The 19,812-nt window shown below is 69.5% G+C and carries 17 protein-coding genes (1 of these 17 running past the window's edge); 14 read left to right on the top strand and 3 right to left on the bottom strand.

The annotated features are described in order from the left end of the window. From ASG59_RS12700 to ggt, 4 genes are all read left to right on the top strand, one after another. Window positions 1–213, top strand: the 3' end of a protein-coding gene (locus ASG59_RS12700; RefSeq protein WP_056283611.1) for a response regulator transcription factor. Its footprint begins 495 nt before the window's first position; the window shows 213 of its 708 coding nt (coding positions 496–708); its start codon lies off the left edge, out of view; its stop codon occupies window positions 211–213. Between the two features lie 26 nt (window positions 214–239). Further along, window positions 240–1,643 (top strand): ATP-binding protein, encoded by a 1,404-nt coding sequence (locus tag ASG59_RS12695; protein WP_244472361.1) that lies wholly within the window; start codon window positions 240–242, stop codon window positions 1,641–1,643. Beyond that, a complete protein-coding gene (locus ASG59_RS12690) occupies window positions 1,640–4,552 on the top strand; it encodes a bifunctional [glutamine synthetase] adenylyltransferase/[glutamine synthetase]-adenylyl-L-tyrosine phosphorylase (protein ID WP_056409209.1) in 2,913 nt (970 codons plus the stop codon). The genes ASG59_RS12695 and ASG59_RS12690 overlap by 4 nt, the downstream gene beginning before the upstream one ends. Before the next feature lie 290 nt (window positions 4,553–4,842). Next, entirely contained in the window at window positions 4,843–6,429 is a 1,587-nt protein-coding gene (gene ggt, locus ASG59_RS12685) for a gamma-glutamyltransferase (protein ID WP_056409207.1), read from the top strand. 111 nt (window positions 6,430–6,540) lie between these two features. Here ggt and ASG59_RS12680 read toward each other — a convergent pair whose 3' ends face one another. Both ASG59_RS12680 and ASG59_RS12675 read right to left on the bottom strand, forming a co-directional pair. Further along, complete coding sequence (locus tag ASG59_RS12680; RefSeq protein ID WP_056409204.1) at window positions 6,541–9,543, bottom strand: Rne/Rng family ribonuclease; 3,003 nt, start codon at window positions 9,541–9,543, stop codon at window positions 6,541–6,543. Window positions 9,544–10,237: 694 nt separating this feature from the next. Beyond that, window positions 10,238–11,047 (bottom strand): exodeoxyribonuclease III, encoded by an 810-nt coding sequence (locus tag ASG59_RS12675; RefSeq protein WP_056409202.1) that lies wholly within the window; start codon window positions 11,045–11,047, stop codon window positions 10,238–10,240. 154 nt (window positions 11,048–11,201) lie between these two features. On the opposite strand from ASG59_RS12675, the gene ASG59_RS12670 reads away from it, so the two are divergent. Further along, the gene (locus ASG59_RS12670; RefSeq protein WP_055884865.1) at window positions 11,202–11,954 is read left to right on the top strand and encodes a lysophospholipid acyltransferase family protein; all 753 of its coding nucleotides are present in this window, start codon (window positions 11,202–11,204) and stop codon (window positions 11,952–11,954) included. A gap of 24 nt (window positions 11,955–11,978) precedes the next feature. Here ASG59_RS12670 and ycaC read toward each other — a convergent pair whose 3' ends face one another. Then, on the bottom strand, window positions 11,979–12,626 hold the full coding sequence (ycaC, locus tag ASG59_RS12665; protein ID WP_056283624.1) for an isochorismate family cysteine hydrolase YcaC: 648 nt from the start codon (window positions 12,624–12,626) through the stop codon (window positions 11,979–11,981). 282 nt (window positions 12,627–12,908) lie between these two features. On the opposite strand from ycaC, the gene ASG59_RS12660 reads away from it, so the two are divergent. The 9 genes from ASG59_RS12660 to ASG59_RS12625 all read left to right on the top strand — a co-directional run bounded on the left by ASG59_RS12660 (window position 12,909) and on the right by ASG59_RS12625 (window position 19,669). Then, the gene (locus tag ASG59_RS12660; RefSeq protein WP_056409200.1) at window positions 12,909–14,366 is read left to right on the top strand and encodes a helix-turn-helix transcriptional regulator; all 1,458 of its coding nucleotides are present in this window, start codon (window positions 12,909–12,911) and stop codon (window positions 14,364–14,366) included. A gap of 98 nt (window positions 14,367–14,464) precedes the next feature. Beyond that, window positions 14,465–14,626: a CsbD family protein gene (locus ASG59_RS20600; RefSeq protein ID WP_156399231.1), complete on the top strand. Its 162-nt coding sequence runs from the start codon at window positions 14,465–14,467 to the stop codon at window positions 14,624–14,626. A 62-nt stretch (window positions 14,627–14,688) separates the two neighbouring features. Then, complete coding sequence (locus ASG59_RS12655) at window positions 14,689–15,192, top strand: CsbD family protein (RefSeq protein ID WP_056409199.1); 504 nt, start codon at window positions 14,689–14,691, stop codon at window positions 15,190–15,192. Between the two features lie 116 nt (window positions 15,193–15,308). Next, the gene (locus ASG59_RS12650; RefSeq protein ID WP_156399240.1) at window positions 15,309–16,214 is read left to right on the top strand and encodes a PhnA-like protein; all 906 of its coding nucleotides are present in this window, start codon (window positions 15,309–15,311) and stop codon (window positions 16,212–16,214) included. A 66-nt stretch (window positions 16,215–16,280) separates the two neighbouring features. Beyond that, on the top strand, window positions 16,281–16,484 hold the full coding sequence (locus ASG59_RS12645; RefSeq protein WP_056283636.1) for a CsbD family protein: 204 nt from the start codon (window positions 16,281–16,283) through the stop codon (window positions 16,482–16,484). A gap of 76 nt (window positions 16,485–16,560) precedes the next feature. Beyond that, window positions 16,561–16,944, top strand: a complete 384-nt coding sequence (locus ASG59_RS12640; RefSeq protein ID WP_056283639.1) for a CsbD family protein — start codon at window positions 16,561–16,563, stop codon at window positions 16,942–16,944. Between the two features lie 308 nt (window positions 16,945–17,252). After that, on the top strand, window positions 17,253–17,690 hold the full coding sequence (locus ASG59_RS12635) for a BA14K family protein (protein ID WP_055884845.1): 438 nt from the start codon (window positions 17,253–17,255) through the stop codon (window positions 17,688–17,690). 208 nt (window positions 17,691–17,898) lie between these two features. Next, entirely contained in the window at window positions 17,899–18,381 is a 483-nt protein-coding gene (locus ASG59_RS12630; protein WP_056283642.1) for a YidB family protein, read from the top strand. A gap of 130 nt (window positions 18,382–18,511) precedes the next feature. Beyond that, window positions 18,512–19,669 (top strand): chromosome partitioning protein ParA, encoded by a 1,158-nt coding sequence (locus ASG59_RS12625; protein WP_244475700.1) that lies wholly within the window; start codon window positions 18,512–18,514, stop codon window positions 19,667–19,669. Window positions 19,670–19,812 lie beyond the last annotated feature (143 nt).

Below are 19,812 nucleotides of genomic sequence, written 5' to 3'. Positions count from 1 at the left end.
ATGCAGCATGCCGGGCAGGTGGTGACCCGCACCATGCTGCTCGAACACGTCTGGGACTATCACTTCGATCCGCAGACCAACGTGATCGACGTCCATATCTCGCGCCTGCGTGCCAAGATCGACAAGGATTTCGAGCGACCGCTCCTCCATACCATCCGCGGCACCGGTTATGTCATGCGTGACGCGGGCACGGATGCGGCGGGGGCATCATGAGGCTGCCGCGGTTGAGGCTTCCACGGTTGAGGTTTCCCCGCGGCCTCGGCAAGCTGTTTCGGACGACCGCGTTCAAGCTGTCCTTCGCGTACCTGGCGATCTTCGCCACCGTCGCCTTTTTGGCCCTCGGCTACGTCGCCTGGAACGCGGCCCGCGTCCTCGACGACCAGATCGTGTCCACCCTCGATGCCGAGATCAACGGGTTGGCCGAGCAGTACGGCGCCGGTGGCTTGCGCCGTCTCATCGCCACGGTGGAACGACGGGCGGGCGAGCCGGGGGCCTCGCTCTACCTCGTGACCACGCCGGCCGGCGAGCACATCGTGGGAAACGTCGGCTCCCTGTCGCCGGGGCTTCTGTCCCAGCCCGGCCAGACCGAGGGCTCCTATTCCCGCCGTGGTGAATCGGACAGCCTCGACCACGAGGCGATCATGCGCGTCTTCACGCTGCCGGGCGGTTTTCGCCTTCTCGTCGGGCGTGACGTGGTCGAGCGCGACCGTCTGCGCGGGGTGATCGGTCGGACCTTCGCCTCCTCCCTCGCCCTCGTGGTGGTGCTGGGCGTGGCCGGCGGCTGGTTCGTGGCGAGCCGGGTTCTCAAGCGCGTCGACGACATGACCGAGAACGCCCGCCGGATCATGGCCGGCGATCTCGACGGCCGGCTCGGCGTCGCCGGCAACGGGGACGAGCTCGACCGCCTCGCCGAGAATCTCAACGCCATGTTGGCACGCATGGGCGCTCTGATGCAGGGCCTGCGCGAGGTGTCCGATAACATCGCCCACGACCTCAAGACGCCCCTGACACGCCTGCGCAACCGGGCCGACGATGCGCTGCGCACCGCGCGGACACCCGAGGCGTTGCGGGAGGCGATGGAGGGGGTGATCGAGGAGAGCGACGGCCTCATTCGGGTCTTCGACGCACTGCTGATGATCGCCCGCCTGGAAGCCGGCAGCATCCGCAAGGCGATGACCGCCTTCGACCTGTCTGCCGCGGTTCGCGAACTGGCCGATCTCTACGAGGCCGTCGCCGCCGACCGGGGCCTCGACCTCCAGGTCGAGGCCGAACCGGACCTGATGCTGCGGGGCAACCGAGAGCTCATCGGGCAGGCGTTGGCCAACCTCCTCGACAACGCCCTGAAATATGCTCCCGACGATGTTCCGGGTACGATACGCATCGCCGTGACCCGGGACACCGGGGCCATCCGCCTCGTCGTGGCCGACACGGGGCCGGGTATCCCGGAGGAGGCGCGCGAGCGTGTGTTCGACCGGTTCGTGCGCCTGGAGGACGCGCGGTCGCGCCCAGGGTTCGGCCTCGGCCTCAGCCTCGTCGGGGCCGTGGTTCGCCTGCACGAGGGCGCCGTCGCACTGCAGGACAATGCGCCCGGCCTTCGCGTCGTGATAACCCTTCCCCTGGCGCAGGACGGGGAGGGGGCATGACGGGCGAGGGGACGTTGCGTGACGGGATCGTGGCCGCGCCGCCGTTGAGCGATGCGCGAGCGGCGGCAGCGCGCTTGGCCGAGATCGAGCCCGGCCTGCCGCCCGATCTGTTGACGCCGCCCCTGCGTGCCCTGCTCCTTGGGCTCGCCGATCATTCGCCGTTCCTGTGGCAGGCGGTCCTGCGGGACCCCGCCCGTCTCGTGGCCCTCTGCGACCGGTCGCCGGACGTCGTTGGACGCGAACTCTGCGAGAGGCAGCGGCGGGCTGCCGGAGGCGGGAATGTCTCCCTCGACGAAGTCGCGCGCCGCTTGCGCAGAACCCGCATCGAGCACGCCCTCCTCGTAGCGCTCGCCGATATCGGTGGCCTCTGGACGCTGGAGACGGTCACCGCGGCGCTGTCGGATTTCGCCGATGCCTCGGTGGCCGCCGCCGCCGAGGCGCTGTTGTTCGAGGCCACGGCGGCCGGCCGGTTCCTGCCGCGGGATCCCACCGATCCGCAGGCCGGGTCCGGCCTCGTCATCCTCGGCCTGGGTAAGCACGGGGCGCGGGAACTCAACTATTCGAGCGATATCGACCTGATCGTGTTCTTCGATCCCGAGACGGCGCCCCTCAAGGCCGGGATCGAACCCGCACCCTTCTTCATCAAGCTGGCGCAGGGGATCGCCAAGCTGTTGCAGGAGCGCACCGGAGACGGCTACGTGCACCGGGTCGATTACCGGCTCAGGCCCGATCCCGGCTCGACGCCGACCGCGCTCTCGCTGGACTCGGCCTATGTCTATTACGAGACCGTCGGCCAGAACTGGGAAAGGGCCGCCTTCATCAAGGCCCGCGCCATCGCCGGGGACATCGCTGCAGGCGAACGGTTCCTGGCGGGCCTGACGCCGTTCGTCTGGCGCAAGTACTTCGATTTCGCGTCCATCGCCGACGTCCATGCGATGAAGCGCCAGATCCACGCGGTGCGCGGCCACGACACCATCGCGGTGGCCGGCCACGACATCAAGCTCGGGCGCGGCGGCATCCGGGAAATCGAGTTCTTCGTGCAGACGCAGCAGCTCGTGTTCGGCGGCCGTAGGCCGACCTTGCGCGGCCGCACCACCGTCGGGATGCTGGCCGGCCTCACCGAGGAGGGCTGGATCGACGCCACGGCGCGGGACGAATTGACGGCGGCCTACGTCTTCTTGCGCACCATCGAGCATCGCCTGCAGATGCTGCGCGACGAGCAGACTCAGCGCCTGCCGACCGATCCGAAGGAACTCACGGCCTTCGCGAAATTCGCCGGCTTTCCCACCAAGCGCGCGTTCGAGGCGGCGTTGCTCCATCACGCCCGCCGCGTCCAGGCGCATTACGCGCTGTTGTTCGAGGCCGAACCGGATCTTTCGGCGGCGGGCGGCAGCCTCGTGTTCAGCGGGACGGACGACGACCCCGCCACCCTCGCCACCCTTCGGAAACTCGGGTTCCGCGAGCCCGAGCGTGCGACCGAGACTGTGCGCGGCTGGCATTTCGGGCGTCGGCCCGCAGTCCGGACGGCCCGGGCCCGCGAGGTGCTGACCGAACTCGTGCCGGCCCTGATGCAGGCGATCGGCAGCACCGCTCAGCCCGATGCCGCCCTCGATACCCTCGACAGGGCGTTCGCCCGGATGCCGGCGGCCCTCGAACTCCTCACCATCCTGCGTTCCAACGATCGCCTGCGCCAGCTCTTCGCCGACCTGCTCGGATCGGCGCCGCGATTGGCCGAGACCGTCGCCTTCAGTCCGCATGTGCTCGATGGCGTGATCGATCCGGCTTTCGTGGCGCCCAGCGACGATCCCGCCGACATCGACCGGCAGTTTCGCGACCTTCTCGGTCGGCCCGCCGACCACGAGGATTTCCTCGACCGCAGCCGCGACGCCGCCCGGCAGATGCGGTTCGCCACAGGCGCACGGCTGATCTGCGGGATCCTGTCGCCCGAGATGGCCGGACGTTCCTATGCGGCAATCGCAGATGTCGTGGTCGGCCGGAGTCTGGCCGCCGTCTCGGCCCTGTTCGAGGCGGAGCACGGACCGGTTCCCGGTGGTCGCTTCGCGGTGATCGGCCTCGGCCGGCTCGGTTCGCACCAGCTCACGGCGGAATCCGATCTCGACCTGATGGTCGTCTACGACTTCGACCCGGACGACCGGCGTAGCTCCGGTCCACGGCCGCTGGATGCCGCGGTCGCCTACAACCGGCTGACCCAGCGACTGGTGGCGAGCCTCACCGTTCCGACCCGGCGCGGCGGCCTCTACGAGGTCGACCTGCGCCTGAGGCCCGGCGGCGGCCAGGGTGCCATCGCCACGCAATGGCGCAGCTTCCTCGCCTATCAGGCCGAAGAAGCCGAGCTATGGGAGCACATGGCGCTGACCCGCGCCCGTCTCATCGCCGGCGACGCCGGGCTCGGAGCCGAGATCGAGGCCGCGATCCGCGCGACGCTCCTGCGTCCGCGCGAGCCGGCGGCCGTGAATGCCGCCGTCCGCGCCATGCGCGCGCTGGTGGAGAAGGAGAAGCCGTCGCGCGGCGCCCTCGACCTCAAGCTGAGTCCGGGTGGGCTTCTCGACCTCGATTTCCTCGGCCAGGCCTTTGTGTTGGGCCACGCCCGGGCACATTCCGGCCTGATCGGGCTCCACGGACCGGATCTCTTCGCGCATGCCGCCGAGGTGGGGCTGGTGCCGGAAGAATCCGCCGCGAGACTGTCCGCCTCCCACCGCCTGTTCGAGGCCGTGCATCAGTGGCAGCGCCTGATGGTGCAGGGCGATCCGACCAGTACCTCGACGGTGACCCTGGCGCGGCTCGCCAAGGCGATGGGCGCGCCGGACGCCCGCAGCCTGACGGCACAGCTCGCCGCGGAGCGCAGCGAAGTGAGGAAGCTGTTCGATCGCCTTCTCGGGCGTCCCTGAGCCCAAATTGCCCGTTCTTTTCACGCGCTGGCGGGTCGGACTGCCACGCCGGCGCGGGACGCGGGCCGATCCGCAATCAAGCGGACGTACGGTCCGTCGTGGCCGGAGATTTGCGGGCGACGCGGCCGGTGGACGACACCGGGGGTATCCCTATGCTGCCGCCGACGGTGATCCCCACGGAAGCGCCCGAAGGGACATCCCTCACGGGTCCTGTGCCGACCCGACAACCTCTGCCCGACGATGCCCGGCTCCGTCGAGCCCAACCGTTGAAAGAATCCAGGAGCCATCCCGTGAGAAACTTCTCCCTGCCCGGCCGCTCACCCGTCTATGCCGCCAATGCGGCGGTGGCGACGTCGCATCCCCTCGCGACCCTGGCGGCGATCGAGGCCCTGCGCAGCGGTGGCAACGCGGTCGATGCGGCCATCACGGCCTGCGCCGTGCAATGCGTGGTCGATCCGCTGATGTCGGGCATCGGCGGGGATTGCTTCGCGCTCTACACGCCCAAGGGCGCCGGAAAGCCGGTCGCCCTCAACGGGTCGGGCCGGTCGCCCGCTGCCGCCAGGGACGCCTGGTACCTCGAACGGGGCATCACCATCGAGCCGACCTCGCCGCACGCGGTCACAGTGCCCGGCGCCATCGCTGCCTGGGAGACGCTGCTGCGCGACCACGGTACGCGTAGCCTCGGCTATGTGCTCCAGCCGGCCATCGCCTATGCCGAGGGCGGTTTTCCGGTCCAGCCCCGCGTTGCCTGGGATTGGGAGCGGTCGGCGACGCGGGTGGCGCAGGATGTGGATGCGGCGGCGAGCTACCTCGTCGGCGGCCAGGCGCCCGAGGCGGGGACGATCGTCAAGCTCCCCAAGCTCGCCGCCACCCTGCGGCGCATCGCCGAGCACGGTGCCAAGGGATTCTACGAGGGGCCGGTGGCGCAGGATCTCGTCGCCAAGCTGCAGAGCCTCGGCGGCCTGCACACGCTCGAGGATTTCGCGGCCGCCGCTCCCGAGTACGTGACGCCGATCACCACCCGCTATCGCAGCTACGACGTCTACGAATGCCCGCCCAACGGCCAGGGACTGGCTGCCCTGATGATGCTGAACGTGCTCACGCACTACGACATCGGTGGCATGGGCGAACTCGACCGGGTCCACCTTTACGCTGAGGCCTGCAAACAGGCCTATCACCATCGTGACGCGCTGTTCTCGGACCCGGTGCTGAACGCGGTGCCGGTCGAGCACCTGCTCTCGGACGCCTGGCTCGCGAGCGCCAGGGGCGCCGTGGACATGGCCCGTGCCACGCCACCGGTGATCTGGCCGGAGGTGGAGGCTGAGCGGCAGCACAAGGACACGATCTACCTCTGCATCGTCGACAAGGACGGCAACGCGATTTCCTTCATCAACTCGCTGTTCCAGGGCTTCGGCACCGGCATCATGGGGCCGGAGAGCGGCGTGCTCCTGCACAACCGCGGACTCTCCTTCCGGGTCGAGCCGGGCCACCCCAATACGATCGCCCCGAACAAGCGGCCGATGCACACCATCATCCCCGGCATGCTGATGAAGGAGGGGCGCACGGTGGCGCCGTTCGGGGTCATGGGCGGCCACTACCAGGCCATGGGCCACGTCCAGTTGCTCACCGGCATCATCGACCGCGGCCTCGACGTGCAGGAGGCCCTCGATGCCCCGCGCAGCTTCGCCTACGGCGGCGAGCTCGAGTTGGAAGCGGGGTTCTCGCCCGATCTCCCGGCCGCCCTGGAGGCCCGCGGCCACAGGGCGGTCCGTGCGCCCCAGGCCATCGGCGGCGGGCAGATCATCTGGATCGGCGAGGACGGGACCCTGGTGGCCGGTTCGGACCCGCGCAAGGACGGCAGCGCGCTGGGCTACTGACCGCGGGTGGTGCGACGGCCGGCGGATCACGACGCTCACCCCTGGAAAACAGAACGGCGGAAGCGCTCGTCGCGCCTCCGCCGTTCTTCGTTCGACGATTGTCCGTGGGGCCTATTCGCCCGTGAGCGCGGCCTTGGTGCGGGACCACCAGCCGGCCCGCTTGGGACGATCGGGATCGGCAGGCGTCAGCACGACGGCGACCGGCTCCGGCCGCGGCTCGAACTTCGCCGGCTCCTGCACGGTGTCTTCGCTCTTCGCCGATGAGGCAGGGGCCTCTGTCGGCGAGACCGATTCAGGCGCGACGGAGATCGGCAGATCGATCGCCACCGTCTCCACCGGAGGAGGCGTCGTCTCGCCGGTGTCCGGGCCCTCGCCGGGCGCGCTCACCGCTTCCACGATATCGGCGGACACGGGCTGCTCGGCCTGCAGGACCGTCGCGATCTCCTCGGACGGGTGGGCGTCCTCATCCGATCCGGCACGCTCCGACCCCGCACCATCGGTCTCGCCGACCGAAGCCCCGCGCTCGCGACCTTCACCGCGCTCGCGACCACGACCGCCGCGACGTCCGCGGCGCCGACGGCGACCCGCACCCTCGTCTTCGCTGGCCTCGCCCGCCGCGGCCGATGCCGTCGCGGGCTCTCCAACGGCCGCGTCGGCGCCTTCGGCATCCTCGTCGGACTCCGAACCGGCCTGATGCTCGTCGTCGCCGGCCGTCTCGTTCTCGCCGGCGTCCTGGTCGCCGGCGTCCTGCTCGCCGGTCTCGTGACGACCGCCGCGCCGACGCCGCCGCCGGCGACGGCGGCTGCGACCTTCGGCGGTCTCCTCGCCGTCGCCGCGCGATGCGGGCGCATCGGCCGATTCCGAGGCGGCCTCGATGCCCTCGGCCTCTTCGGCCTCGGGCTCGAACTCCTCCTCGTCCTCTTCGAGCTCCGGCATCACGGCAGTGGCGCGGATGCCCGTCACCGGTCCTTCCGTCCTCACCGCCGGCTCGCCGCGGTCGAGCTGGAACGCCGAGGTGGCGGCCAGGCGCTCGTCGGCGGCGATGGTCACGGAGACGCCGAAGCGGACCTCGAGCTCACGCAGGTGAGCCCGCTTCTGGTTGAGGATGTACAGCGCGACTTCGGTGCGGGTGCGCAGCACGAGGTTGTGGCTGGTGCTCTTGAGGAGCGATTCCTCGATGGAGCGCAGGATCTGCAGGGCCACCGACGCGGTGGCACGCACGTAGCCGGAGCCTCCGCAATGGATGCAGGGAAGCGACGAGCTTTCCAGCATGCCGGTGCGGATGCGCTGGCGACTCATCTCCAGGAGCCCGAACGGCGAGATGCGGCCGACCTGGATACGGGCGCGGTCGTCTTTGAGGCACTCGTTGAGCTTCTTCTCGACGGCGCGGTTGTTGCGCTTCTCCTCCATGTCGATGAAGTCGATGACGACGAGCCCGGCGAGATCGCGCAGGCGCAGCTGGCGGGCGACCTCCTCGGCCGCCTCCAGGTTGGTGCGCAGCGCCGTGTCCTCGATGTCGTGCTCGCGGGTGGAGCGGCCCGAGTTCACGTCGATGGAGACCAGGGCCTCGGTCGGGTTGATGACGAGGTAGCCGCCGGACTTCAGGGTCACGTGGGTCGAGAACATCGCGTCGAGCTGCTGCTCGACGCCGTAGCGGGCGAAGATCGGCGTTGCGTCGCGGTAGGGCTGCACGACCTTGGACTGGCCTGGCATCAGCATCCGCATGAAGTCGCGGGCCTCGCGGTAGGCCTCGTCGCCCGCCACCAGCACCTCGTCGAGGTCCTTGTTGTAGAGGTCGCGGATGGCGCGCTTGATCAGCGAACCCTCCTCGTAGACGAGGGCCGGGGCCGAGGACGACAGCGTCAGCTCGCGCACGCTCTCCCACAGGCGCATCAGGTATTCGAAGTCGCGCTTGATCTCGGGCTTGGTGCGCGAGGCGCCGGCGGTGCGCAGGATCACGCCCATGCCGTCCGGCACCTCCAGGTCCTGGGCGACCTCCTTGAGGCGCTTGCGGTCGGCGGCCGACGTGATCTTGCGCGAGATGCCGCCACCGCGGCCGGTGTTGGGCATCAGAACGGAGTAGCGGCCGGCCAGCGACAGGTAGGTGGTGAGCGCCGCGCCCTTGGTGCCGCGCTCTTCCTTGACGACCTGCACCAGGATGATCTGACGGCGCTTGATCACCTCCTGGATCTTGTAGTGACGGCGATAAGTGCGGGGACGCTCGGGAATCTCGGCAAGCGCGTCGCCGCCGACCTGGGCGATCTTCGGCTCGGCGTCTTCGCCGTCCTCTTCGCCGTCCTCCTCGTCGTCGCCGTCTTCGTCGTCGTCGCCATCCTCCTCGTCGTCCTCGGAGTCGTCGTCATCGTCCTCGTCGGAATTATCGTCGGTCTCCGGCTCGGCGCGATCGTCGCTCTTGACGGACGCGGTCTCGCCCTCAGCGGCGAGCATCGGGCCGGCGGCGGCAACGGGCTCGTCGGAGGTCTCGCCTGCCGGCTGGGTCCCTTCGTCGGCGGCGTCCGACGCGCTCGCGGGGGGCGGCGCCGCGACGACGTCGGCTTCGTCGGCCCCGGTGTCACCCGCCTGCGCGGCCTGCTCGTCGGCCAGCGGCGGAATCGCGGAATCCGCTGCATCGACCGCCTGGACCTCGACGCCGTCGGCTTCGGCGGCGATGGCGGTCTCGAACGACGGCGAGCCGACGTCGACGGGGCCGGCCTCGTCCTCGGCGGTCACCGTCTCTGCGGTCTTGGCGGACTTGGCCTCCGAGCGGCGGCCGCGGGTGCGGCGGCGCGGCTTGCGTTCCTCGCGCTCGCGGTGCTCCTCGGCGTCGCGAGCCTCGTCCTCGAGCAGCGCCTGCCTGTCGGCCAGGGGGATCTGGTAGTAGTCGGGGTGGATCTCGCTGAACGCGAGGAAGCCGTGGCGATTGCCGCCGTACTCGATGAAGGCGGCCTGCAGCGAGGGTTCGACCCGCGTCACCTTGGCGAGGTAGATGTTGCCGCGCAGCTGGCGCCGGTTGGCGGCTTCGAAGTCGAATTCCTCGACCCTAGAGCCGTGGACCGTGACGACCCGGGTCTCCTCCGGGTGCATCGCATCGATGAGCATCTTGTTGTTGGCCATGACGATCTTTCGACATGGCGGCCGACGCCGTTCTCCTGTGACCGGGCGGTCCCGGTGGAGCGCCGACCGGTCCGAAGCGGAAAGCCTCGACGGGGAACGCTCGCGCCGACCCGATCGATCGGGTGGTGGGGGCCAGGGATGAGGGATTGTCGCCAACCGCCGCTGGGCGCCTGTGGGCGGCGCGCGTGGGGTTGATCCTGGCCAGGGCAGACGGCGAACCGGCGCCACGCACGATGCGGGCGCTTGAAACACGAGCAACGGCAACCGGTGCTGTGCGTCCGACCATCCTCTCCCTGACCTCGCGAAGACATGCGACCGGGCTAGCCGCCGGCCGGTGATTTCAAGAACGGTGCGGCGACCGCAAAAGGATCGCCACCTCTACCGACACCTGCCCGGTCTTGAAGACGCCGAGGGAACGAACGCGGTGGACCGACTGCGAAGGCGACGAGGCCAAAAAGACCAGGACGCGCCCGCGGGCCGCGGATCGAACCGCACGGCACCGGGAAGGGGACCGTATCATTACCGATCCGTGCGTGGATTTGGCAAGGGACAATCGCCGCAGGGATGCGACGAACGGTGCACGGACCGCCGATGAGAACGCCATTCGAAGGCTTCACGACGCGGATTTCAGCTTCGCTCAGTGGCCGCGCGGGCTTCGTGATACGGCTCCCCCTCGAATAGAACGGAAACCGCGTCAGAGGTCGAGGGTCAGGGTCACCGGTACGTGATCGGACGGCCGTTCCCAACCGCGTGTTTCACGCGTCACGGTCACCGCGCGCACGCACCCGGCGAGGTCGGGCGAGACCCAGGCGTGGTCGAGGCGCCGTCCCTTGTCGGCCGCCGCCCAATCGGGCGAGCGGTAGCTCCACCACGTGTAGATCTTCTCGGGCTCGGGCGTCAGCAACCGGGCGGTGTCGATCCACCCGGCCTCGCCGCGCAGGGTTTCCAGGCGCTCGGTCTCGATGGGGGTGTGGCTGACGACGTCGAGGAGCCGCTTGTGCGACCAGACGTCGTGTTCCAGCGGCGCCACGTTGAGATCGCCCACCAGGATCGCCGGGCCGGTCGGTCGCCGGGCTCCCCAGGCGCGCAGGTCGTCGAGGAAGGCGAGCTTGTGCGCGAACTTCGGATTGAGACCCGCGTCGGGGATGTCGCCGCCGGCCGGGACGTAGAAGTCGTGGATCGCGAGTCCCGCCGCGCGTCCCGCTTCCGGCCCGAGCACGGCCGAGAGGTGGCGGGCATCGGCCCGTTCGCAAAAGCCCATCACGTCACGGGACAAAAGCGGGAACCGCGAGAGGATGGCGACGCCGTTGTAGCCCTTCTGGCCCGCGAAGACGACGTGCTCGTAGCCCGAGCCGCGCAGGGCCTTCAGCGGAAAGGCGTCGTCGGGGCACTTGGTTTCCTGCAGGCAGAGGACATCCGGCTGCGTCTCGGCTAGGAAGCGCAGCACCTGATCGATACGCAGGCGAACGGAATTGATGTTCCAGGTTGAGACGGTGAGGCGCAACGGCTCTGGCTCGTGGTATGCGGTATCGATGAGGCGGATGTCACCGATAGACCGGATCGCGTCGATCGTCGCTGTGAAAGCGGCCTCGCCGACGGCCTGATTGCGCCCTCGGTCCCAGCCTCAGCCCTTCGCAACCCCAGAGGACGCTCCTGCCGTGCCGCGCCTTCGCTCCGTGACGTTCAACTTGTACTGGGCCGCCTGGACGGCGCTCTTCCTGGTGCCCCTCGTGGTGCTCGCCCTGTGCGGGTCGCCCGAGCGGCCGATCCGGGCCGCCACGCGGCTGTGGGCCCGCGGCATCCTGTACGGCCTGCGCCGCATCGTCGGGCTGACCTATGTCGAGGAGGGGCGCGAGCACATCCCGTCCGAACCCTGCCTGATCGTCGCCAACCACCAATCGGCCTGGGAGACGCTGGCGTTCCTCGTGCTGATCCCGGACGTGGCCATCGTCGCCAAGCGCGAACTCGTGGCGATCCCGGTGGTCGGCTGGTTCCTGAAGCGCTCGCCGATGATCATCATCGACCGGGCGAACGGCTCGCAGGCCCTGCGCACCATGATCGATCAGAGCCGCGAGGCGATCGCGCAGGGCCGCTCGGTGCTGATGTTCCCCGAAGGAACCCGCGGCGAGATCGGTGAGCCGGTCCAGTTCAAGCGCGGCGTCGAACTGCTCTACGCGAGGCTCGGCCTGCCGGTTCTGCCGGTGGCGGTGAACTCGGGCCTGTACTGGCCGAGCGGGGGCGCCAAGCGGCCGGGCAAGGTCATCGTGCGCTACCTCGATGCCCTGGCGCCCGGCCTGTCCTCGGCCGGCTTCATGAGCGCCACGCAGGACGCCATCGACCGCGAACTCGACCGCTGGCGCGTGGCCCCGCGCATCCGCCCCGTGGCCGACGTCGGCCTGCCGACGTCCTGACGGCCGGGGCCGGGCGCCCTCGGTTCAAGACGCCGTCGCTGCCTGCGGTGTCGCGCCCTTCAGCGCGCTGTGGCTGGTCATCAGGTTGCGGTAGTCGGGAATGTGGTCCGACAGCAGGGTCGCGAGCCCTTCGACGTCTCGCCGCCAGTCGCGATGCAGTTCGCAGGCGACGCCGAACCAGGTCATCAGCTGCACGCCGGCCGCCGACATCCGGTTCCAGGCGGCGTCGCGCACCACGTCGTTGAAGGTGCCCGAGGCGTCGGTGACGGCGAAGACCTCGAACCCCTCCGCGATGGCCGACAGGGCCGGGAAGGCGACGCAGACCTCCGTGACCACGCCCGCGATCACGAGCTGCCTACGGCCGGTCGCCCGGATCGCCGCGACGAAGTCCGGATTGTCCCAGGCGTTGATCTGGCCGGGCCTCGCGATGAACGGTGCGTTCGGGAACTTCGCCTTGAGCTCGGGCATGATCGGGCCGTTCGGTCCGTCCTCGAAACTCGTGGTCAGGATGGTGGGCAGCGCGAAGTAGGCGGCGAGGTCCGCCACGGCGAGGACGTTGTTCTTGAAGCGGTCCGGATCGATATCCCGCACCAGGGAGAGCAGCCCGGCCTGGTGGTCCACCAGGAGGACCACCGCCTGGTCCAGGTCGAGGCGCGTGTAGGGCTTGGTCATCGTGATCTCCGGTCCGTTAGGCGCAGCGTACCTGCGACGACGACACTGTGCGGCAGGCCCGGCAGGCCCGAAACAGAAACGATCGAAACCCATCGTTTCCATTCTCACTTTCGGTGATCGCCCGCACGCGGGACACGGCGGGATCCCTCACGTATTCTGATCGATCACGGTCACATCGATGGTGTGGCTGTACCAACCTTTCCGCGACGCCCTTGGAACCCGGGGACGCACGCACCTGTTGCAACCCCGGTCGCGACGGGCGACCTCGGAGGGTGGTGCGCGGTGACGACGGGCGTCGACAGGCATGAACTCCGGCAGATCATCGCGGGTCTCAGCGAAGGCGTGATCCTGGTGGAGCCCGATCAGACCATCGCCTACGCCAATGCGGCCGCCCTCGCGATGCACGGGGTCGAGACCATCGACGAACTCGGGCAGACCGTGGATGCGTATCGGGCGCGGTTCTCGCTGCGCTACCGCAACAACCGCACCCCCAACCAGTACCCGATCGAACGTGTCGTCTCCGGGGAAAGCTTCCAGGACGTCATCGTCGAGGTCACCCGCACCGACAGGCCGGACATCGAGTTCGTCCATTGCCTGCGCAGCCTGGTGGCCACCGACCGCGACGGCAATCCGAGCTGCCTCGCCCTCATCCTCAAGGACGTGTCGGACCAGTTCGAGGCCGAGGAGCGGTTCGAGACCACCTTCAACGCCAACCCCGCCCCGGCCGTGATCTGTCGGCTTTCGGACTTGCGCCACGTCAAGGTCAATCTCGGTTTCCTGGAGATGACCGGCTACACCCGCGACGCCGTCATCGGTCGCAGCGTCTACGAGGTCGACGTGCTGGCGGGCGCCCGCAGCCGCGATCTGGCGATCTCCCGGCTCAACGAGGGCGGGACCATCCCGCAGATGGAGGCCTGCCTCGACCTGCCCAACGGGGACACCCGCTTCGTCATCGTGGCCGGTCAGCCGATGGACCTGGGCGACGAGCCCTGCATGCTCTTTACCTTCGCCGACCTCGAACTGCGGCGCAAAGCCGAGACCGCCCTGCGCCAGAGCGAGGAGCGGTTCGCCAAGGCGTTCCGCCTGACGCCGGTGCCGACCGTGCTGGCCCGCGCCGACAGCTTCACCATCACCGGCGTCAACGACGCCTTCAGCCGGGTGTTCGGCTACGGCGCCGACAGGATCACCGGGCGCGCCCCCGCCGAGATCGGGCTGTGGGTTTCCGAGCCGGCGAGATCCACCTTCGAGAGCGCGCTCACCCGCACCGGCTACGTGCTCGGCCTCGAGGTCTGCCTGCGCCACGAGGACGGCACAGACCTCGATTGTCTCGTGTCCGCGGAGAGGGTGGAGATCGGAGACGAGATCTTCGCCCTCATGGTCCTGCAGGACATCACCGAACGCAAACGCACCGAGCGGGATCTGTTCGAGGCGATCGAAGCCGTGATGGCCGACACCTCCTGGTTCAGCCGCGGCCTCATCGAAAAGCTCGCCAACCTGCGCCAGCCCGGCAACGAGCGGAAGGACGGGATCGCCCCCAACCTTACCGTGCGGGAACGCCAGATCCTCGACCTCATCTGCCAGGGGCAGAACGACGAGGCCATCGCCCGACGCCTGTCCCTCTCCCGGAACACCGTCCGCAACCATTCCGCGGCGCTCTACCGGAAGCTCGATGTCCACAAGCGTTCCGAAGCGATCGTCTGGGGCCGCAACAACGGTTTTCCGGCCGTGAGTTCGGGCTGAAAAAACCGGTCTACCGGTACATCTGCATCATTGATCCATGGCTCCGACGGGCCACCTGACTGACCGACGCCAGCCGTTCGAGCAGTTTGGAGACGATCGTGAGCAAGCCGAAGACGACCGACTCGGCCGAAAAGCTCAAGGGCTCGGTGAAGGAAGCGATCGGCAAGCTGATCGGCGACGGAAAGATCGAAGCCGAAGGCAAGGCCGAGCAAATCTCGGCCAAGGCCGATGCAAAGCCGAAGACGACGTCGAAGCCGTAGCTTCGCCCGTCCGTCGAAACACAAACCCCATTTCACGCGACAAGTCAAAACGGAGAGTCATCATGGTCGATACGGATCGTATCACGGGTGCTGCCAAGGAGATCGGCGGCAAGGTTCAGGGCGCCGTCGGCGACCTGACCGGTTCGAAGCGCGACTCGGTCGAGGGCCGTGCCCGCGAGGCGCAGGGCGCCGCCGAGAACCTCTACGGTCAGGCCAAGGACACCGTCCGCGACGCCGCGGACACGGTCGCCGACACCGCCCGCGACATCGGCGGCAAGGTCCGCGATGCGGTCGGCAACCTCGTCGGGTCGCACGACGTCGAGGATCGCGGCCGCCGGGTCCAGGGCAAGGCCGAAGCTGAATACGACCGGGCCGAGCGCGCCGTGCGCCATGGTGCCCGCGAGGCCTACGACTACGCCGAGGACACCTACGAGAACGGCAGCCGCGCCGTGCGCCAGGGTGGTCGCGAGGTGACGCATCAGGTCGCCGAACATCCGATCGCCGCGCTGCTCGTGGCCGGCCTCCTCGGTTACGGCCTCGGCCTGCTCATCCACGGCCGCGACTGAGGTCTCGACCGCAACCCCACGTCGGCGTCTCGCGCGAAAGTCTCGCGAGCCGCCTTCCCGACCGACCGTCCCGGACGGTCAACGACCCGGAGTTTCACCACGTGTCCACATCCCCCATCGTGCCATCGACGTCCATCGCCGCGGCGAACGACACCCGCACCGTCCTGCTGAACGAAGTGTCCTGGGGTGCCATCTTCGCCGGTGCCGTCACCGCCCTGGTGTCCCAGGTCGTCCTCAACATGGTCGGCGTCGGCATCGGCCTGTCCAGCGTCGGAACCAACGCCGCCGACAACCCGGCCGCCTCGACCCTGTCGATGGGCGCCGGCGTCTGGTTCATCGTCTCGGGCATCGTCGCCGCGCTCGCCGGCGGGTTCATCGCCGGCCGGCTCTCGGGCAAGCCCGTCACCGCTGCGGCCGGCCTGCACGGCCTCGTGTCCTGGGCGGTCACCACCCTCGTCGTGCTGTACCTGCTCACCTCCGCGGCGGGCGGCCTCATCGGCGGCGCGTTCTCGGGCGTGACCAGCACGCTGGGCGGGGCCGGCTCCCTCGTCGGCGGCACGGTGAAGACCGCAGCCCAGGCCGCTGCCCCCTCCCTCGCCCAGATCTCGAACCCGCTCGACGGCATCGAGAAGTCGGTCCGCCAGCAGGCGTCCGGCCAGGACCCAGAGGCCCTGCGTGACGCCGCCGCCGCCGCGGTGCGAGCTCTTCTGTCGGGTGATCCGGCCAAGAAGCAGGAAGCCGAGAACCGCGCCGCCGATGCCCTCGCCAAGGCGCAGGGTATCCCGGTCGATCAGGCCAAGACCCAGATCCAGTCCTACCAGAAGCAGTACGAGGCCGCCGTCGCCGACGCCAAGCAGAAGGCCGTCGCCGCCGCCGAGGCAACCCGGAGCGCGGCCAGCCAGGGTGCCTTCTACGGCGCGCTCGCGCTCATCCTCGGTGCTCTCGCCGGCTTCTTCGGCGGTCGTCTCGGCGCCCCCAAGCCCGCCACCCTGGTCGCCGGCTACGACGCCCGCCGCGTCTGACAGACCGCTTCGGCCGGTCGTCCAGACCGGCCGACTTTCCCCGATCCCTCACACAGGAGCACAGCCATGAGCAGCACCACGGACAAGCTGAAGGGCCTCGCCAACGAGGCCGCCGGCAACGTCAAGCAGGTGGCCGGCAAGGTCACCGGAAACGACAAGCTCGTCGTCGAGGGCAAGGCCCAGGAACTCAAGGGCGAGGCCCAACGCACCGTCGGCGAAGCCAAGGACGGCGTGAAATCGGTCGTCGACAAGGTGACCGGCAAACACTGACCGCGCCGCGGCGGCGGGAGCGCGGATCGCGCCCCCGCCACCCACCGCGAGCCAGAACGAACACGAGGAGAGTTGCATGAATCGCGACCAGTTCCATGGTGCCTCGCGCCACCTGAAGGGCCGTGCCCAGACGGCGCTCGGCGGTATCACCGGCGATCCCGCCCGGCAGGTCCGCGGCGCCGTCAACCAGGTGGCCGGCGGCGCGCAATACGCCTACGGGCGTGTGCGCGAACGCGCCGGGGATCTCGCCGAGGACGGCCGTCATCTCGCGCACGAGGTGCGGGACCGTGCCGGCAACCTGATCGAAGACGGCCGCCATCTGGCCCACGACGCCCGCGAGCGCGGAGCGGCCTACGGACAGCGCGCCGTGCGCTACGCCGACGACAACCGGGCCTCCGCCCTGTTCGGTCTCGCCGCCGTCGCCTTCGCGGTCGGCTGGTTCGTCCGTCCCAAGCCCTGAATTCCAGGCGCTCGCTTCGCTTCAGGATCTGAAGGGATCGCGGCCATCCCCCCGGTCCCGGACTATCAGCCGGGACGAGACGGCCCGCCGCCCTGATCGTGAACCACGACGGGTCGGCCACCGGTGGAAACGCTAGCGTGAGCGTCGGACGGTCTTCCCGTTTGCTGACGTTCCGCCGACCGGGCGCCGCTCGCGGTCCTGCCGCGGCCACGTCGGGCCGGCGTCACCTGACCCGGCTCGGTCTGTCGGTCAGCCGATCACTCTCGAATATCCCGATCTCGCATCTCCAGAATGGGAACCCACACACGATGAAGTTGACCCTCGCCCTCGCCGCCACCGTCGCCGCCACCCTCATCGGGCTGCCGGCCCAGGCTTCCCCGATCGGCCCCGGCCCGATCCAGGCCCTCACCGAGGGCGCCCTTCCCACCGAGTACGTGCAGTATCGCCGCTTCGGATCTCGCGGTTACGGCCCCCGCCGGTTCGGCCACCGCGGCTACGGTCGCGGTTACGGCTATCGCCGCGGCCCCGGCGTGGGTGCCGCCGTCGGTGCGGGCGTCGCCGGTCTGGCCGCCGGCGCCATCATCGGTGGGGCCATCGCCAACTCCCAGGCCCAGGCGGCCCCGGTGATCGTCCGGGGTGGGGCCGATCCCGAGGCCGTGGCCGCCTGTGCCCGCCGCTTCCGCTCCTACGACGCAGCGAGCGGGACCTACCTCGGCAACGACGGCGCCCGCCACGCCTGCCCGTAAGCAGGTTTCGTAAAAACGGTCGCCGGTTCTCAGTCGAAAATCTGCGCCACACCAGAAACCGAGGCAGGATGAAGCATTGGCCTGCCAACGCGAGCCTGCTTCGCGTTCGTCCAGCTCCGGCGGCGTGGCCCGAGCCCGCCGCCGGTCGACGTCTCCACACCGGGCAGGTGACTGTCCGGCCTTTCCACACCACCAATCAGGATCGACCATGAGCAAGGGCTATCCCTCGATGACCGCGCTTCTCGGCCTTCTGGCCGTGGCGGGCTACCAGAACCGCGACAAGATCGCCGAACTTCTGAAGGGCCATGGCGGCGCCGAGCCGGCACGGATCCCCGTCCAGCCGATTCCGAACACCGGGCCTACCGCCACGGGAGGCGGGCTTCCCGGATTGGCGGGCCTGCTCGGCGGTGTCGGTACGGCGGGCGTCGGTGGGCTGATCGCCAGCGGGCTGAGCGAACTCGTCGATCATTTCACCAAGAGCGGTCACGCCGAGACGGCGAAATCCTGGGTCAACCAGGGCCCCGGCCGCAGCATCGCGGAGGCCGAGTTGGAGCGGGCGATCGGTCCCGAGACCCTCGATCACCTGACGCAGCAGACCGGCCTGAGCCGCGCCGCCCTCCTGTCGCGCCTCTCGCGCGAACTTCCCTCGGCCATCGACCGCTACGCCGCCGACGGGCGCCACCCGGCCTGACGCCGACGGGCGCCAGCCGGGTCAAATTGCGCTAGACCGTCGCTGCGGCCGCTCCGACGCCCGGCCGCAGCGACCCCGACGGCACCCGACGAAGTTCGATCGACCCCCTGACCGACATCGCGAGAGCACCATGGCCATCGATTATCGCTCCGAACTTCGCAGACCCGTTCCGTTCAGTCTCGCCGTGGTGGCCACGGTGCTGCTGATCTGGCTCGTGGTCGCCTCCATCGCCGCCGGGAAGCAGCGCAGCGCCCGCGACAACCGCATCCGCGAGGTCGAGACCAAGCAGACCGCCCTTCAATCCGACCTCGACCGGCAGATTGCCACCGCCGGCACCCTGGCGTCGCTGCAGGCGAAGATCGGCACCGCCGAGCAGCAGGACCGCCAGGCGACGCAGGCCGCCGAACAGGCGAAGTCCCGCCTCGCGACCCTGAGCCAGGAGCAGCAGGCGGCCGAGGCCAAGGCGGCCGAGGCCAAGAAGACGGCGGATGCCGAGACGAAGCGCCTGGACGACCTGAAGGCGCAGGTCGCGCAGGCCGAGCAGAAGCTCGCGCCTCTGCGCGAGGCCGCCACCGCCGCCGAGGCCTCCGCCGTCGAGCGGACTCAGGAACTCGCCGACGTCGGTCGCAGGTTGGAGGAGGTGCGGGTGCAGGAGGTCAAGCTGCGCACCGATCTGGCGGCGATGACACAGGAAGCGTCCAACAAGACGAACGACCTCGCCAAGGCCGAGGAGCGCCAGCAGAACGCCCGCGAAGGTGCGGCCGCGGCACAGAAGGAACTCGCCGAGGCCCGCGCCGCCGCCGAGCAGGCCACCAAGCAGCGCACGGACATGGAGCAGGCCGTCGCCACGCTGACCGTTCAGCGCGAGAAGCTGGCGGCGGAGATCGAGCAGGCCAACCGGGAGGCGCAGCAGGCGCGCGACACGCTCACCACCACCCGCAAGGACCTCGCCCAGGCCCAGGCCGAGCGGGACAGAGTGACGTCCGAGCGCAACCAGCTCGAGCAGACGCTCCAGAAACTGTCCACCGACCGGGACGCCGGAACCGCGGCCCTGGAGGCCCTCAAGAAGCGCCAAGGCGAGGCTCAGGCCGAGCTGGCGACGCTCACCGAGACCCTGGCGACGCGCAACAAGGAGGCGGCCACCGTCGACGAGCAACTCGCCACGGCCCGGCAGGACCTCAGTGCCACACAGGCCAAGCTGGCCGATATCCGTCAGCAGCTGTCGAACCAGCCGGCCGGCGGAGCGACCCCGCCGAACCAGCCCGCACCGGCTCAGCGAGCGAAGTAGGCCTGCCTGAACGACCCCGGGTCGGCAGCGTTTTCCGGTGCCGACCCGGGTGAGACAGATCTTCCGAGCGCACGTCCGTCGTGACCCCGGGAGCCGCCGTCATTCCGATGCCGAGGCCTTGCAAGTGCCGAGGCCTTGCCCTC

Origin of the sequence: Methylobacterium sp. Leaf466, assembly GCF_001425565.1 — a bacterium.
Lineage (GTDB): Bacteria > Pseudomonadota > Alphaproteobacteria > Rhizobiales > Beijerinckiaceae > Methylobacterium.
The sequence above is the reverse complement of the archived record's forward strand: the minus strand, read 5'-3'. Positions and strand labels throughout refer to the sequence as shown.